Origin of the sequence: Pseudoxanthomonas sp. PXM04 (genome assembly GCF_014851695.1) — a bacterium.
GTDB classification, from domain to species: Bacteria; Pseudomonadota; Gammaproteobacteria; order Xanthomonadales; family Xanthomonadaceae; genus Pseudoxanthomonas_A; species Pseudoxanthomonas_A beigongshangi.
In genome coordinates this window covers 145,023-158,240 of the sequence record NZ_JACVAG010000004.1, presented here as the reverse complement: position 1 = coordinate 158,240, position 13,218 = coordinate 145,023, and the positions used below count along the sequence as shown (strand labels likewise).

Annotated in this window: 16 protein-coding genes and 1 pseudogene; 5 read left to right on the top strand and 12 right to left on the bottom strand. The window is 68.8% G+C overall.

Annotated features, from left to right (window positions below; translation table 11 throughout):
- Positions 1 to 3: 3 nt before the first annotated feature.
- Positions 4 to 570 (top strand): GIY-YIG nuclease family protein, encoded by a 567-nt coding sequence (locus IB228_RS11605; protein WP_192198599.1) that lies wholly within the window; start codon positions 4 to 6, stop codon positions 568 to 570.
- 4 nt (positions 571 to 574) lie between these two features.
- Here the strand turns inward: IB228_RS11605 and IB228_RS11600 are convergent, their stop codons facing one another.
- The 5 genes from IB228_RS11600 to IB228_RS19805 all read right to left on the bottom strand — a co-directional run bounded on the left by IB228_RS11600 (position 575) and on the right by IB228_RS19805 (position 2,578).
- Complete coding sequence (locus IB228_RS11600; RefSeq protein WP_192198597.1) at positions 575 to 754, bottom strand: hypothetical protein; 180 nt, start codon at positions 752 to 754, stop codon at positions 575 to 577.
- Between the two features lie 95 nt (positions 755 to 849).
- Positions 850 to 1,050, bottom strand: a complete 201-nt coding sequence (locus IB228_RS11595) for a hypothetical protein (protein ID WP_183641423.1) — start codon at positions 1,048 to 1,050, stop codon at positions 850 to 852.
- 45 nt (positions 1,051 to 1,095) lie between these two features.
- Positions 1,096 to 1,755: a UdgX family uracil-DNA binding protein gene (locus tag IB228_RS11590; RefSeq protein ID WP_192198595.1), complete on the bottom strand. Its 660-nt coding sequence runs from the start codon at positions 1,753 to 1,755 to the stop codon at positions 1,096 to 1,098.
- 30 nt (positions 1,756 to 1,785) lie between these two features.
- Positions 1,786 to 2,163 (bottom strand): hypothetical protein, encoded by a 378-nt coding sequence (locus IB228_RS11585; protein ID WP_183636432.1) that lies wholly within the window; start codon positions 2,161 to 2,163, stop codon positions 1,786 to 1,788.
- Between the two features lie 139 nt (positions 2,164 to 2,302).
- Entirely contained in the window at positions 2,303 to 2,578 is a 276-nt protein-coding gene (locus tag IB228_RS19805; protein WP_225562446.1) for a hypothetical protein, read from the bottom strand.
- Here IB228_RS19805 and IB228_RS11580 point away from each other — a divergent pair.
- Positions 2,562 to 3,488, top strand: a complete 927-nt coding sequence (locus IB228_RS11580) for an SDR family oxidoreductase (RefSeq protein WP_225562430.1) — start codon at positions 2,562 to 2,564, stop codon at positions 3,486 to 3,488. The genes IB228_RS19805 and IB228_RS11580 overlap by 17 nt on opposite strands.
- A 30-nt stretch (positions 3,489 to 3,518) precedes the next feature.
- On the opposite strand, the gene IB228_RS11575 is transcribed toward IB228_RS11580, so the two are convergent.
- The 3 genes from IB228_RS11575 to IB228_RS11565 form a co-directional block, all read right to left on the bottom strand.
- Complete coding sequence (locus IB228_RS11575) at positions 3,519 to 3,752, bottom strand: hypothetical protein (RefSeq protein ID WP_183636426.1); 234 nt, start codon at positions 3,750 to 3,752, stop codon at positions 3,519 to 3,521.
- Positions 3,753 to 3,806: 54 nt separating this feature from the next.
- Positions 3,807 to 4,358, bottom strand: coding sequence for a hypothetical protein (locus tag IB228_RS11570; protein ID WP_192198591.1), 552 nt, complete (start codon positions 4,356 to 4,358; stop codon positions 3,807 to 3,809).
- Between the two features lie 64 nt (positions 4,359 to 4,422).
- Positions 4,423 to 5,598 (bottom strand): BON domain-containing protein, encoded by a 1,176-nt coding sequence (locus IB228_RS11565; RefSeq protein ID WP_192198589.1) that lies wholly within the window; start codon positions 5,596 to 5,598, stop codon positions 4,423 to 4,425.
- A 234-nt stretch (positions 5,599 to 5,832) separates the two neighbouring features.
- On the opposite strand from IB228_RS11565, the gene IB228_RS11560 reads away from it, so the two are divergent.
- Both IB228_RS11560 and IB228_RS11555 read left to right on the top strand, forming a co-directional pair.
- Complete coding sequence (locus tag IB228_RS11560) at positions 5,833 to 6,126, top strand: hypothetical protein (protein WP_192198587.1); 294 nt, start codon at positions 5,833 to 5,835, stop codon at positions 6,124 to 6,126.
- Positions 6,127 to 6,378: 252 nt separating this feature from the next.
- Positions 6,379 to 6,693, top strand: a pseudogene (locus IB228_RS11555) (KGG domain-containing protein); the annotation flags it as partial.
- A gap of 37 nt (positions 6,694 to 6,730) precedes the next feature.
- Here IB228_RS11555 and IB228_RS11550 read toward each other — a convergent pair.
- From IB228_RS11550 to IB228_RS11540, 3 genes are all read right to left on the bottom strand, one after another.
- Positions 6,731 to 6,949, bottom strand: coding sequence for a hypothetical protein (locus IB228_RS11550; protein ID WP_192198583.1), 219 nt, complete (start codon positions 6,947 to 6,949; stop codon positions 6,731 to 6,733).
- The gene (locus tag IB228_RS11545; protein ID WP_192198581.1) at positions 6,942 to 8,264 is read right to left on the bottom strand and encodes a sigma-54 dependent transcriptional regulator; all 1,323 of its coding nucleotides are present in this window, start codon (positions 8,262 to 8,264) and stop codon (positions 6,942 to 6,944) included. The genes IB228_RS11550 and IB228_RS11545 overlap by 8 nt, the downstream gene beginning before the upstream one ends.
- Before the next feature lie 167 nt (positions 8,265 to 8,431).
- On the bottom strand, positions 8,432 to 8,887 hold the full coding sequence (locus tag IB228_RS11540; RefSeq protein WP_192198579.1) for an RES family NAD+ phosphorylase: 456 nt from the start codon (positions 8,885 to 8,887) through the stop codon (positions 8,432 to 8,434).
- Between the two features lie 127 nt (positions 8,888 to 9,014).
- On the opposite strand from IB228_RS11540, the gene IB228_RS11535 reads away from it, so the two are divergent.
- Positions 9,015 to 11,066, top strand: a complete 2,052-nt coding sequence (locus IB228_RS11535) for a mechanosensitive ion channel domain-containing protein (protein WP_192198577.1) — start codon at positions 9,015 to 9,017, stop codon at positions 11,064 to 11,066.
- A gap of 22 nt (positions 11,067 to 11,088) precedes the next feature.
- Here the strand turns inward: IB228_RS11535 and IB228_RS11530 are convergent, their stop codons facing one another.
- On the bottom strand, positions 11,089 to 13,218 hold the full coding sequence (locus tag IB228_RS11530) for an amylo-alpha-1,6-glucosidase (protein ID WP_183636404.1): 2,130 nt from the start codon (positions 13,216 to 13,218) through the stop codon (positions 11,089 to 11,091).

Here is a 13,218-nt window from a genome sequence, read left to right as displayed (position 1 = left end):
GCCATGAGCGCGTTCCTGTACCTGTTTCCCTGCGCCGGCGAGGATCTGGTCAAGCTCGGCATCTCGCGGGATCCGCTGGGCCGCATCCGCGGCCTGGCGCCGCGCTGGTTCGAATTCTTCGATCTCGACCACGCCCTGCTGCTGCAGGCCGACGCATTGGCCGAGGCGCAGGCGTGGGAAACCGCGCTGAAACGCTCGCTGCGCGAGTACAACGCGCCCGCGCCGCTGTTGTCGGTGGCTGCCGCGGGTGGTCATACCGAGTGGTTCCGGGGCGCCCAGCGGGACATCCGCACCCACATGGACGCGATGGCGGAGCAAGGTTTCCACCTGCATCCTGCGCGGCCATGGCTGCGCGACGCATTGCTTCGCGGCAGCGATGACCCCTATGGCCGGGCCGAGGCGATCTGGCAGGCGATGCTCGACGCGGGCGTCGAACCGGAATCCTCCGCGCGTCATCCGTTCGCGCAGGCGTTGCGGGACCTCTGCGACGAACAGATCGCACTGGACCTGGCGCTCGACGCGCGCGTCCCGTCGGCGATCGCGGCGTGGCATCGCCGGCATCGCGCCTGAGCGGTCAATCCGGCGCCTTGGCGGGGACGAACGGCGAAACCGGATCGCTGGCGGGGAAGGTTTCCTCCAGTGATTCGTCCTGGTTCTCGCTTTCACGCTGTTTGCGTTTCTGCCGTTCGTGCGGTGTCTCGGGCGCGTCCCGATACTCGTCCGGTGCGGGCGGATCCTTGCGGTCGCGGTTCATGGCGTGCTCCATTGGAGGAACGGCTCCAGTCTGGAAGCGCGCCGGTGGTACCGGCGTGAACGATCCGCCGAATCCCGATGGAAGCGTGCGGGAATTCAGCGGCGGTTGCGATCGCCGGTGCCGAGCGGATCCGGATAGTCGCGCTCCGGATTGCGCCGGCCGGTTCCGCGTGGCACGTCCGGCTGGTCGTGTTCCTTCCAGCGCGCCTTGTCGTTGCGAAGGCGATCGGCGGTATGCGCCTTTTGCTCATCGCTGTCCGGGTTGTTGCGGGATGGTGCCTCGGGTTTGCTCTTCATGGCATGCGCTCCTCGTTGTCGGGACAGGGATGCAGGGGAGGGTAACTAGGGAGGGAACGTCGCGCCGGCCACGCGCGCGGCAACCTGGCGAAGATCACGGCGCAGTTCGCGCAACGCCTGGTCACGCGCTTGGCCCTGCATGCGCAGGATGGCGGACGGATGCCAACTGGCGATGGCCTCGGTGCGTTCATCCAATGCACGCCAGCGACCGCGCTCGCGGGTCAGCCGGAACGCATTGCCGAACAGTGTCTGCGCGGCCATCGCGCCCAGCGCCACCACCCAGCGCGGCCGCAGCCGCAGCAGTTCGGCGGCCAGCCACGGCCGGCACGCGGCCTGTTCGCCGGCATTTGCGCGCTGGTGCAGGCGCACCTTGCCGCGCTGGCGGAACTTGAAGTGCTTGACGGTGTTGGTCAGGTACACCTCCTCCACCGCAAGTCCGCTTTGTTCCAGCAGTTCGCGCAGCAGGCGCCCGGCCGGTCCCACGAACGGCTCGCCCTGGCGATCCTCCTGATCGCCAGGCTGTTCGCCGATGAACATCACCGCCGCGCGTGCCGGACCGCGGCCGAAGACGGTCTGGGTGGCCTCGCGCCAGAGCGGACATGCCCTGCAGTCCGCCGCGCGCAGCCGCAACTGCCGTAGCGAACCGGCGGGAACGGTCTCGACCGGTTTGGCCAGCGGTACCTGCGTGGGCGGTACGCGCGGCATCGCGCTCAGGCGTCGGGGCGCGCGCGCGAATCAGGCATCGGCCAGTTCCTGGATCGAGGGCCTGCGCGGCGCGACGGTCGTGCTCGCCGGGATCGGCAGGGGCATCGGCGCGACCGCGACGGCATGCCGGCGCTCGCCGGCCGCGAGCACACGCAGGCGTGCGATGCGGCTGCGGGCCCAGCGCGCGGCCCAGCGCATGCCCGCCGCCACCGAACGCACGGCGACATTGGCCTGCGGGTTGAGCGGGTCGTGCAGTTGCACGCTCACCAGCCAGCCGTCGCGGCAGGGATGGATTTCCAGCACCCTGCGACCCTCGAGCATGAGTCTTGCCCCGGCCCATGTGTCGTCGGCGGTCGCTTCCACCCAGGTGAAGTCGGCGGGAAGCTTCATCGGCACGGCTTTGGTCATGGGATGCATCCTGATCTGTGGGGGATGCGGTTACTTAGCAGATTGCATGCCACTCGAAAATGACTGGAAACGGCAACGCGAATGCACATGCGCATTCGCATGGAGGCACTGGTTTCCGGACGCGCGAAAAAATTTCACTTCAAGTGCAGAGCGCGTGAAGAGGATGCGTTTGCATTGCGCTCACAGCACCGGTTCTAGCGTACTTGTTCAGTTGCAAAGCCAAAATCGTTCCTGTTTTTCCGTAACCGGGAGTGAACATGAAACGCAGCGAAAAGAAGACGACTAAGAAGGCGGCGAAGAAGGCGGCGAAGAAGGCTTCGCCTGGCAGCGCCGCCAGGAAGACATCATCGGCCGCCAGCGCGGACACCGCGGCGAAGACGGCGCAGAGACAGCGGCGCCTGCAGGAAGAAGCCATGGACAGGAATGCTCGGGCACCTTCGACGAAAAAGCAGCCGGTGCAGGCCGGAAGTCGTAGGCAACCCGAACCGCCGTTGAGCCGGCAGCATCTGCGCAAGCCGGGCAATGAAGCCGAACTCGAGCTCCCGCCACGCTTCCTGGCCCCTGACTATCGCGGCAGCGGCAAGCTCCAGGGCCTGCGGGCGCTCATCACCGGCGGAGACTCGGGCATCGGACGCGCGGTCGCGGTGCTGTTCGCGCGCGAAGGAGCCGACGTGGCGATCGTGTACCTGGACGAGCACGAGGATGCACGCGAAACTGCGCGCCATGTGCAAGCCGAAGGACGCCAGTGCCTGCTGATCAGCGGGGATGTGCGCGATGGCCGGTTTTGCGAGCGCGCGGTGGCGGATGTGGTGGCGTCCTTCGGCGGGCTGGACGTCCTGGTCAACAACGCCGCGTTCCAGCAACACGCCAAACGGCTCGAGGACATCAGCGACGCACAGTTGGCCGAGACCCTGCAGACCAACATCGGCGGCTACTTCAACATGACCCGCGCGGCGCTGCCGCACCTGGGGGAGGGGGCGAGCATCATCAACAGCGGATCAGAAACCGGACTGTTGGGCAGCAAGGAACTGCTCGACTATGCGGCGACCAAGGGCGCCATCCACGCATTCACCAAATCGCTGGCGAGCAACCTGCTGCCACGCGGCATCCGGGTCAACGCGGTGGCGCCGGGACCGGTGTGGACGCCGCTGAACCCGGCGGACCGCGAGGCGGAGAAGGTGGCCACGTTCGGCAAGGACAGCGACATGGGCCGTCCCGCGCAACCAGAGGAGCTTTCGCCGGCCTACGTGTTCCTGGCCTCGCCGATCACCGCCTCCTATATCAGCGGCGCGGTGCTGCCGGTGATGGGCGGACCCTACGGCTAGCGGGACAGGCCTGGCGGGGCGCGACCGTCGTCAGGTGCGGTCGCGCAGCCCGGTTTCGCCGGACTGCTTGGCGCAGTGCGCGCAGCAGTAGATGGTGCCGTCACTCTCTACGCCATGGCCGATGACCGCGCAGCCGCAATGCGCGCAGCGCGGTGCGAAGGCGTGGATCGCGCACTCGAAGGCATCGAAGGTGCCGGTACGTCCCTGCTGGGTCAGGGTGAAGCTCTTGTCGTAATCGTTGCCGCATACATCGCATCGGGCCATGGGATGGCTCCTGTCGTGGAGTGATGGAGACGCGCGCCTGGCGGATGGACGCCACTAGTAGACGCCTTCGGGACTGGGCTGGGGCCGGCCGGGAACATCCGGCGCGACGCGTTCCAGGATTGGCGCGAGGACCTGTTCGGATTCCTCCAGCCACGCCAGCATGCGCAGCGCCCAGTCACGCAGGTCATCGTGGGTGCACCGCTGCGAGGCCTGGTCGAACAGCGGCCAGGCTTCATCCAGCATGGACTGCAGCGCAAGCGCGGCGTGGTGCTCGTACTCCGCGGGCCGGAATCCGGGCAGGCGGGTCGCGCCGTCCTCGCCCGCGGTCGAGGTGTCGAAGCCCGCCCATATCCCGTCCTCGGCCTGGTGCTGGGCCAGGATCATGCGGGCGAGGGTGCGCAGCGATTCATCCTCGGCATGTTCCAGGATGCCGTTGGCCAGGCGGCGTTCGCGCAGTCCCAGCGCGAGTGCCGAGGCGACGAAGGCGTCGTCGTCGAAATCCGCGCCGGCGGTGCCCTCGCGCGGCCGCGCGGCCAGATGGCGGAACAGCACGACCGCGCCGGTGGCCAGGGCCAGCCACGCGATCAGGGATGTCCGATGCTTCATGCGGATTCGCCTCCTCACGGCCGCCCGTGCAGGCGGCCGTGGTCATGGTTGGCGTGGACACGCCTCAGTGGGTGCTGCCCCCGGTGGGCGTGGTGCCGGTGGTGGTGGCAGGACGGCTTGTCGCGCCGCGATTGCGACCGCCGGCTTCGGAGGTCGTCGGGGTTTCGAGCCCGGCGTCTCCGGTCCGTCCCATGCTCGGCGTCACCCGGATCTCGTTGTGGACCTCGCGCACGCCGCCGCATGCATCGGCGATGTCCTCGGCGCGGTGCTTCATCCAGCGTTGTTCCACCGTGCCGCTCAGGGTGGCGACGCCGCCACTCACGCTGATCTGCAGATCGTCCGCGTCCAGGCAAGGGTCGTCGGTAAAGCGTTCATTGAGATCCTCGGTGATGCGCTCGTCGGAACGGGTGTAGCCGCGCGGCCCGCGTCCGCGGAAATTCCGCTGGCCGGATTCCTGGCCATACCCGGAGGCCCCGGCGCGGGTGTCGTCGCGCCAGTCGGACGGGCTGCGACCCATCCCGCCGGAGGACTGGCCGTAACCGTAGCCGGAACTGCTGCCGTAGCCGACGCCGGGTTCGCGTGGATAGCGCCCGCTGCGTCCATAGCCGCTTCCGGCGAACACGTCGCCCTGCGCGTAGCGCTGGCTGAAATCCTCGGGCCCGTAGATCCGGCCCGGATCGCGCTCGCGTCCCCAGGCCTGACTGTATTCGCCCGGCGGGTCGTAATAGCCGCTTTCGCGGTCGCCCGTGCGCCCGGCCGGACGATAACCGCCGGCGAAGTCGCTATCGTCGAAGCCCCGTCCGTATTCGCGCTGGCCGGCATCGCCGCGGCCGCTGAATCCGGAGCGTCCGCTTCCACCGCCATATTGCCCGCGCACATCCTCGTCGGACTCGCGGCCGCGTCCCCAGCGCTCGTACTCGTCCGCGCCAAACCGGCCTTCTTCCCGGGCCTGTGCGCGCGTTCGCGATGGCTGGATACCGGCGGTGCCATAGCCTTCGCCATAGCCACGCGAGGAACGCTCGTCGTCGGGATGCCTGTCTTCCGGACGCATGCCTTCGTGTTGCCTGCCGTATTGCCGGTTGTACTGGTTCATGTCCTGTCTCCGGTTCTGCCACCATTCGCGGCTGGCGTCTGCCAGCTGCGTTGCCAGTTGCCGCAGTTCGCCTATCGCGGCCTTCAGTTCGACGCCCACGTGCCTGCCGTCGTCGTGTCTGCTCTCGTCGTGTCTGTTCTCGTCCATTGCCTGCTCCTGGAAGAAAGGAGTGGAAAGGAGCGTGGTGCGCCACTCCGTCCGTGGACGGCACGCAAACGGCATGCCATCGCCACAGGCCGGCAGGCGCGGGCGCCGACGGCGCCGGCCGGCCTCGGCAGGCAGCTTTTGCGCCGAAAGGAAGTTTGTGCGCGGAGCGGATCGGCACGCGGTTTGCGTGGATAAGCGGCAGACGAATGAAGCGCGACGGCGCGGAGGTGGAACATGAAACGCTGGATGATCGCCGGCCTTGTGTGGGCCATGGCCGTGGCCGTGATGCCGGCCTGCGACCGCCGGGACGATCCTTCGGTTCCCCCGGCCAGCACGGGCAGCAGCACTCCGCCCGGTGAAAGGGTCGATGCGGGTGCCGATGACAAGGCCGCGGTGAAAGACGAGCCGGTCCACCTGACCCAGCCGCCGCCCACCGCGACCGAGTGCGATGGCAAGGTCGGTGACGAACTCGCGTCGTGCCTGCAGGACCATGCGGCGCGCAAACGTGCGACGCCGCCTTCACCCTGACGCAGAAATTTCACGGGATGCAGCATGTGCCGCCCGCGCAGCCGCTTGGACGCGCCTGCGCGAGCTCCACCGTTGGCATGGACATTGCGGAGTACGCCACGGCGCCGGTTATCTCCAGTCGCCGCATTTCTCCCAACAGAAGGCGTTCCCATGTCCCGTACCCCACTGTCATTGAATCCTTCCTCGACGAACACCCACGGCACTGCGACCTCCGCCCCGCGCGGACAGGACCAGGGCAGGCGCCGGGAGCCACGCGGATTCGCCGCGATGGATCCGGAACGGCAACGCGAAATCGCACGCAAGGGCGGGCGCGCCGCGCACCGCAGCGGCAACGCGCATCAGTTCGATTCCGAAGAAGCCCGCGAAGCGGGACGCAAGGGCGGCGAGGTGGTCAGCCAGGATCGCACGCACATGGCCCGGATCGGCGCGCGCGGTGGCGAAGCGCGTGGCGCGAATCGCCGGCAGCAGACGCGCGAGCGTGGCATCGAGGGCGGCGAGGGAAGTACGGAGCCGGAGGATGGCGGGACCCTGCTATCCGGGAGCACGCCGTCCACGCGTCATCACTGAGGTGAGGAAAACGGCAAACCGCGAACCGCGGAATCAATCACCCGCGCGGGGCGGTGCCGGTCTCGCCCTGCCGCGGGGAACCGCCGATGGTCATGCGATCCAGCAACGCGCCGCACTGGACGACGGCCATGTCGATCCGGTCCAGGCCGGAGCGGACGTCATCGATCTGGCCCTGCGCGAGCGCTTCCCGCGCGATGGAATTGGCATACAGGATCAGGTTCAACTCGTTGCGCAGATCGTGCTGCCAGTCAGACATCGTCGCGCTTCCTGGCCAGGTGGTTGTGCACGGTGCGCACGCTGATGCCCAGGGCCCGGGCGGTCGCGGTCTTGTCGCCGGCGTGGAAGGCCAGGGTCTTGCGCAGCATTTCCGCCTCCACCTGGGCGAAGGTCATGCCCACCTGGAAACGCACGCTCGCCGGGTCGTCGTCGCCCGGCAATCCGCGCCGGTCCAGTTGCAGCGGAACCGCGCGCACGCTGTCGTCCTGGCTGCGCAGGTAAGCCAGTTCGATCGCGCTGGACAGTTCGCGCACGTTGCCCGGCCAGGCGTGCGCCATCAGGCCCGGCAGGCAGCGTTCCTCCAGCCGCCGGGCGTGCCCGGTGCGCCGGTTGAGCCGATCGACGAAGGCGGTGGCCAGCAGCGGGATGTCCTGCTTGCGCGCACGCAGCGGCGGCACCTCGATGGGATAGCGGACCAGGCGGAAATACAGATCCTGGCGCAGATCGCCGCAGCCGTCCGCCGACAGGCGATGGGTGGCCGCGATGACGCGCACATCGATCGGCACCTCGCCCTGGCCGCCGATTCGCTGGACCACGCCGGTTTCCAGTGCGCGCAGCAGGTAGACCTGCAGCGCCGGCGGCATGTCGCCTATCTCGTCCAGGAAGAGCGTGCCGCCCTGGGCCTGCTCGAAGAAACCCAGGTGGCGCGCGGCGGCGCCGGTGAAACTGCCACGCTCGTGGCCGAACAGCTCGCTGGCGAGCAGTTCGCCCGGAAGCGCGCCGCAGTTGACCGCGACGAAACGGCCGCCGCGGCCGCTCTGCGCATGGATGGCACGCGCCGCCAGTTCCTTGCCGCTGCCGGTCTCGCCGAACAGCAGCACGCTCACGTCGTGGGGCGCCGCGCGGGCGATCTCCTGGCGCAATGCCTGCATCGGTGGACTCTCGCCGAGCAGTCCATCGCCGTCGTCGCGCAGCGCGGCCTCGCGCGCATGGTGCGACTGGCGCACATCGTCGAGCAGGCCCATCAGGCGGGTGGGCGGCAGCGGCTTGGGCAGGTAGGCCGAGGCGGCGGAGGCCACCGCCCGCCGCGCATGCTCGATATCGCTGCTGCCGCTGACGAACACGATCTGTCCCTGGTGCTGCACCGGGATGCGCTCGAGCACGTCGAAGCCGGTGCCATCCGGCAGGTGCATGTCCAGCAGGGTCAGCTCGGGGTCGTGGCGCGCCAGCCAGGGCGCGGCATCGGCGACGCGATGGAAGGCATGTGCCGTGAAGCCGCGGCGCCGGGCCATGTCCAGGGTCATCGACGCGAACTCGGTGTCGTCGTCGACGATGGCAAAGCATGGATTCGGCATGTTCACTCTCGTGGATCACCAGCATGTGAGCATCACCCAACGGCTGTTAGGGCAACGCGAAGCGGACACGGCCACATCGGGATGCGATGTGCATGCCGTGTTGATGTTCATGAAGGTGATCGCGCGACCCACGCGCGCATCCTGTCACGCGTGGGTGCGAGGCCGATTCAGCCCAGCCGCTGATCCATCCGGAAACGGTGCGCGGCCAGGTAGCTGATCCGCGTGAACAGCGGATGGCGCGGATTGAGCAGCAGGTTGTGCTCGCACGGACACAATGCGCTGGGCACCTGCGCCGCCAGGGTATTGCCGGTAGCGAGCCAGGCGTCGCCCAGCGCCTGCACTTCGGTCCGGTAGGGACGCTCCCGCCACAGCAGATCCTCGGCGACCTCGATGACATGCAGCGAACCGGACGGAACGCGCGCCTCGATCAACTTCAGTTGATTGACCGGCGTGCTTTCCAGATGCGCACGATGTTCGAGCATCGCCGCGGCGGCGCTGCAGGCGGCGTAGATCACCGGCAACTGCCCGCTGGTCCAGCGGCCAGGACGGTCGGAGACGGGGAATACGTGGGTGACGGCGGTGTCCTCGACCATCACGAAAGCGGGCATCGTTTCGTTCGGCATGGCGCTGCTCCCTCGAAGGGATGATCGATGATGGGTTCGGAGACGCGAAGACCGTGTGCAACCGTGGCCTTCACATGACGGGTCCGCGTGCTCGGGTAGGGTCGGATTCCTCCGTTTCCGCTTCGACATGCGCGCAATTTCCGGTTTTTTCCATCGCCAGCGACCCCCTCGCGCCACGCGCTGGCCGGCGCGGGTGCTGGCGATGATCGCCGTAGCCTGCATGGCTGGGGCGTTCGCCACGGCTCCGGCCTCCGCACCGCCTTCCTCATCCTCCGTCGGCACGCCGTCGGAATCGGCGCAGACCACCGCGCGCGAAGTGCTGGAGGAAGTGGGCGAGCGCGACAACGCACCGCCCTACAGCCGGCGGCTGTGGCAGGGCGCCGCGCTGGAATGGACACGTGCCATGCCCGCGATCGAGCGCGATCTCGCCGGCGCATGGCAGGAGCTGCGGCGGCAGGTGGCGGAACGGTTCTGGGGATTGGCGGCGCTGCTGTTGGCCTGGGCCGGGACGCTGTGGCTGGTTCCCTGGTCGATCTCGAAACTGGTTCCGCGCCTGCCCGAAGGGCGCATCCGGCGGTCGCTGCCCGCGTTGCTGCGGGTCGCCGGCACCACCCTGTGCAGCGCGGTCCTGCTGATCGCGATTGGCCAGGTGCTCGGATGGGGCGCGCCAGCCGGTTCGCCGCTGTCGGCATTGCTGGGGCCGCTGATCGGCGTTCTGGCCTTCGCGGTGTTCATGGCCAGCCTGGGCCGCAATGTGCTGTCCTGCGGCGATGCGGGCCTGCGCCTGCCCGACATTCCGGACGAGGTGGCCGCGCGGATGCGCCACGTTCCGTGGTTGCTGGCGGGGTCCGTCGCCGCCGCGACCTGGCTGGAGATCCTGCTGGTGCGCTGGTTGCCTGGACAGGGCTATGCGTCGCGCCTGGCGACCGCGGGACTGGCGGTGTTCCTGGCCGCGGTGCTGGCGAGCGTGTGGTCGCGGCTGGGGCTGGCCCTGCGCACGAACCCCGCCGACGCGCCGACGGGACGCCATCGCGTCCTTCTGCGCGGCGTGGTGGTGGTGGGTTGGGGGCTGATCCTGGGCAGCCTGTTCGCCACGCTGCTGGGCTACTACGCCGCCGGCGGTTTCCTGATCAAACAGACCTTGTGGGGCGGCGTGGTGCTGGTGTTCACCTATCTGCTGGCGGCGGCCAGCGGCGACACCATTGATGCCTACCTGGGCGGCGGTGGCCGCGCCGGGCGGGTGCTGGCGTGGCGACTGGGACTGGAGCCGCGCAAGGTCGATCAGGTCGGCGCGCTGGTCTACGGCGTGGTCCGCCTGCTTCTGTTGCTGTGCGCGCTGGTGCTGCTGGCCGCGCCCTACGGGCTGGGGCCTTCCGAACTGTTCGCACGCCTGCATCCGCGCACGGCGGTGATCGCGATCGGCCAGCTCCGGCTGGGCGCGGGCGATCTGCTGCGGGCGCTGCTGGTGTTCGCGGCGGTGATGCTCGCCACCCGCTTGTTCGGACACTGGTTCAGCAGCCGCTATCTGCCGACCACGCGGCTGGATCCGGGCATGCGCAGTTCGCTGGTGTCGGTGGCGACCTATGCCGGCGTGGTCGTGGCGATATCGATGGCGCTGGCGGCGATGGGCGTGGGCCTGGACAAGATCACCTGGATTGCCAGCGCGCTGACCGTGGGCATCGGCTTTGGCCTGCAGGCGATCGTGCAGAACTTCATTTCCGGCCTGATCCTGCTGGCCGAGCGCCCGGTGCGGGTCGGCGACTGGGTGGTGGTGGGCGACGCCGAGGGCGACGTGCGCCGGATCAACGTGCGCGCCACCGAGATCACCATGGCCGATCGCACCACCGTGCTGGTGCCCAACTCCGAACTGATCACCAAGGTGGTGCGCAACCGCACGCTGACCCGCTCCGAGGGACTGGTGAAGATCCTGCTGCCGCTGCCGGCGGCGACGACCGACGTGGAGAAGGCGGTGACGGTGGCGCGCGAGGTGATCGCAGCCAACCCCGACGTGCTGCCGCAGCCGGAACCGGTGGTGCTGGTCGAGGAGGTCAAGGACAACAAGATCTTCTTCAACCTGTCGGTGTATGTCGAAGGCCCGCGCCGGGTCGCGACGGTGCGCGGCGCGCTGCTGTACGAACTGCTGCGGCGCCTGCCGGAAGCCGGCGTGCCGCTGGCCTGAGCGTGATACCTGTGAGCACGCCCTACTGGCGGATGCAGACCGCCAGCCCGGGCGCGCCTTCGCCCTCGGCGAACACGCTGATGCGTTCGCCGACCTTGCGGAAGGCCAGATCGAACCGGCGCGCGCCCAGCCGCAGGTCGCTGATGGTGACATCCTCGATGCCCGGTGGCAGTTCGGGCTGGTTGATCTCCACCATCTCGCCGCGGCCGTCGATGTCGATGCCCAGGCAAGCTTGCAGCAGCATCAGCGCCGATCCGGCCGCCCATGCCTGTGGCAGGCAGGCCACCGGATAGGCGACCGGCGGCGCGCCCTGGGTGCGGGAGAAACCGCAGAACAGCTCGGGCAGGCGCATGTCGAAGTGCACGGCCGCCTCGAACGCGCCGCGCAGCAGCCTTGGCGCGCCACCACGAAAACCGGTGCGCGCGATGCCGCTGGCGCACAACGCGTTGTCGTGCGGCCACACCGAACCGTTGTGGTAGGAAATCGGGTTGTAGCGCGCCTCGCCACGCGCGACCGTGCGCACGCCCCAGCCAGTGAAGAACGGCGAGGACAGCAATTGCGCGGCGACCCCGGCGGCGCGCTCGGGCGCGGCCAGGCCGGTATAGAGCAGGTGGCCCGGATTGCTGGTGCGCACCCGGCACAATTGGCCTTCGCCATCGATCGCCAGCCCGTAGAACTTCAGTTCCTCGTCCCAGAAGTGCGTTTCCACCGCCTGGCGGAGCCGAGCGGCGCGCGCCTCCCAGGCGGCGGCGCGCCGGGTGGCGCTTTCCTCGTCCGGGGAAAGCGTCGCCAGCGCCGCCATGCCGCGCAACGCCGCGTAGACATACCCCTGCACCTCGACGAGCGCGATCGGGCCCGGCGCGAGCCGGCCGTCGGCATGGAACACCGAATCGCCGCTGTCCTTCCAGCCCTGGTTGCTCAGGCCGCTCCGCTCGCCACGCGCGTAGTCGAGGAAGCCCAGCGGGTTCGCGTCGCAGACGCGCTCCACCCAGCCGATGGCCGCTTCCAGCGATGGCCAGAGTCCGCGGATGAATGCATCGTCGCCAGTGCGGCGCCAGTACGCATGCGCGAGCATCACGAACAGCGGCGTGGTGTCGACGCCGCCGTAGTACAGGCCAAACGGCAGTTCGCGCAGGCTGGACATCTCGCCCTTGCGGGTCTCGTGCATGATCTTGCCCGGCGACGCGTCCAGGAACGGCGCGTCCTCCTTGGCCTGGTGTTCGGCGAGGAAGCGCAGCACGCCGCGCGCCAGCCCCGGATCGAGCCAGAGCGTCTGCAGCGCGGTGATCACGGCGTCGCGGCCGAACGGGGTCGAAAACCAGGGAATGCCGGCGTAGGGGTAGGGTCCGGTTTCCAGATCGCTGGTCAGCAGCGCCAGGTCCGAACGCGACTGGCGCATCCACTGATCGAACAGCGGACCGCTGCTGACGATGCGCGCGCCACGCCGCTGGCGCGAACGCATGCGCCGGCGCGCCAGTGCGGCCTGGTAGCGGTAGCGTTCACGCGAGGGCGGTTCGCCGGGGTCGGCGCCGGCCTCGATGTAGAACTCGCGGACCTCGTCCGGTTCCAGCACCAGCGGGAATTCCAGCTCGCCGGCGCCGGCGAACACCGGCGCCATCGAGAAGCGGATGTAGGAGGCGCGTTCGACGTTGTCCAGGCCGACATAGCGGAAGCCGTAGCCGATCTCGCCGGGCTCCGGTTCCATCAGTCGTCCGCGTGCGGAACGGCGGCTGCCCCGCACCTCGAACATGTCCCAGAAGTCCGCCGCCAGGGTGAAGCGCAGCGGCAGGGTGACCCGCTGTTCGCCGTAGTTGACGCAACTGATGCGCTCGTACATCCGCTCCTGGCACAGGAAGCGGTTGCGGCTGATGTGGATCAGCCCCTGCGGCGTACCGGCTTCGTCCAGCGGCGAAAGCGCGCGGTTGGTGAGATGGGCGACGAACAGCACGTTGTCCTGGGTCACCGCGGCGCTGAGCAGGGTCGCCGCCTCGTCGCCCAGCCGCAGCCTGTAACCCGACAGCACGCGGGTGTCGCTGATGAAGAAACCCTCGGCGGGACCGGCGATGTCGCCGTAGCTGTTGGCGACCAGGAAACTGTCGCCGTCCTTCAACACATAGCGGGTGTACAGGGCGGCGTCGGCGGCTGATTCCAT

Excerpts from the sequence above, each read along its gene's own strand:
- IB228_RS11605 (WP_192198599.1), top strand. The coding sequence starts at position 4 with ATGAGCGCGTTCCTGTACCTGTTTCCCTGCGCCGGCGAGGATCTGGTC.
- IB228_RS11600 (WP_192198597.1), bottom strand. The coding sequence starts at position 754 with ATGAACCGCGACCGCAAGGATCCGCCCGCACCGGACGAGTATCGGGAC.
- IB228_RS11595 (WP_183641423.1), bottom strand. The coding sequence starts at position 1,050 with ATGAAGAGCAAACCCGAGGCACCATCCCGCAACAACCCGGACAGCGAT.
- IB228_RS11590 (WP_192198595.1), bottom strand. The coding sequence starts at position 1,755 with ATGCCGCGCGTACCGCCCACGCAGGTACCGCTGGCCAAACCGGTCGAG.
- IB228_RS11585 (WP_183636432.1), bottom strand. The coding sequence starts at position 2,163 with ATGACCAAAGCCGTGCCGATGAAGCTTCCCGCCGACTTCACCTGGGTG.
- IB228_RS19805 (WP_225562446.1), bottom strand. The coding sequence starts at position 2,578 with ATGGCTTCTTCCTGCAGGCGCCGCTGTCTCTGCGCCGTCTTCGCCGCG.
- IB228_RS11575 (WP_183636426.1), bottom strand. The coding sequence starts at position 3,752 with ATGGCCCGATGCGATGTATGCGGCAACGATTACGACAAGAGCTTCACC.
- IB228_RS11570 (WP_192198591.1), bottom strand. The coding sequence starts at position 4,358 with ATGAAGCATCGGACATCCCTGATCGCGTGGCTGGCCCTGGCCACCGGC.
- IB228_RS11565 (WP_192198589.1), bottom strand. The coding sequence starts at position 5,598 with ATGGACGAGAACAGACACGACGAGAGCAGACACGACGACGGCAGGCAC.
- IB228_RS11560 (WP_192198587.1), top strand. The coding sequence starts at position 5,833 with ATGAAACGCTGGATGATCGCCGGCCTTGTGTGGGCCATGGCCGTGGCC.
- IB228_RS11550 (WP_192198583.1), bottom strand. The coding sequence starts at position 6,949 with ATGTCTGACTGGCAGCACGATCTGCGCAACGAGTTGAACCTGATCCTG.
- IB228_RS11545 (WP_192198581.1), bottom strand. The coding sequence starts at position 8,264 with ATGCCGAATCCATGCTTTGCCATCGTCGACGACGACACCGAGTTCGCG.
- IB228_RS11540 (WP_192198579.1), bottom strand. The coding sequence starts at position 8,887 with ATGCCGAACGAAACGATGCCCGCTTTCGTGATGGTCGAGGACACCGCC.
- IB228_RS11535 (WP_192198577.1), top strand. The coding sequence starts at position 9,015 with ATGCGCGCAATTTCCGGTTTTTTCCATCGCCAGCGACCCCCTCGCGCC.
- IB228_RS11530 (WP_183636404.1), bottom strand. The coding sequence starts at position 13,218 with ATGGAATCAGCCGCCGACGCCGCCCTGTACACCCGCTATGTGTTGAAG.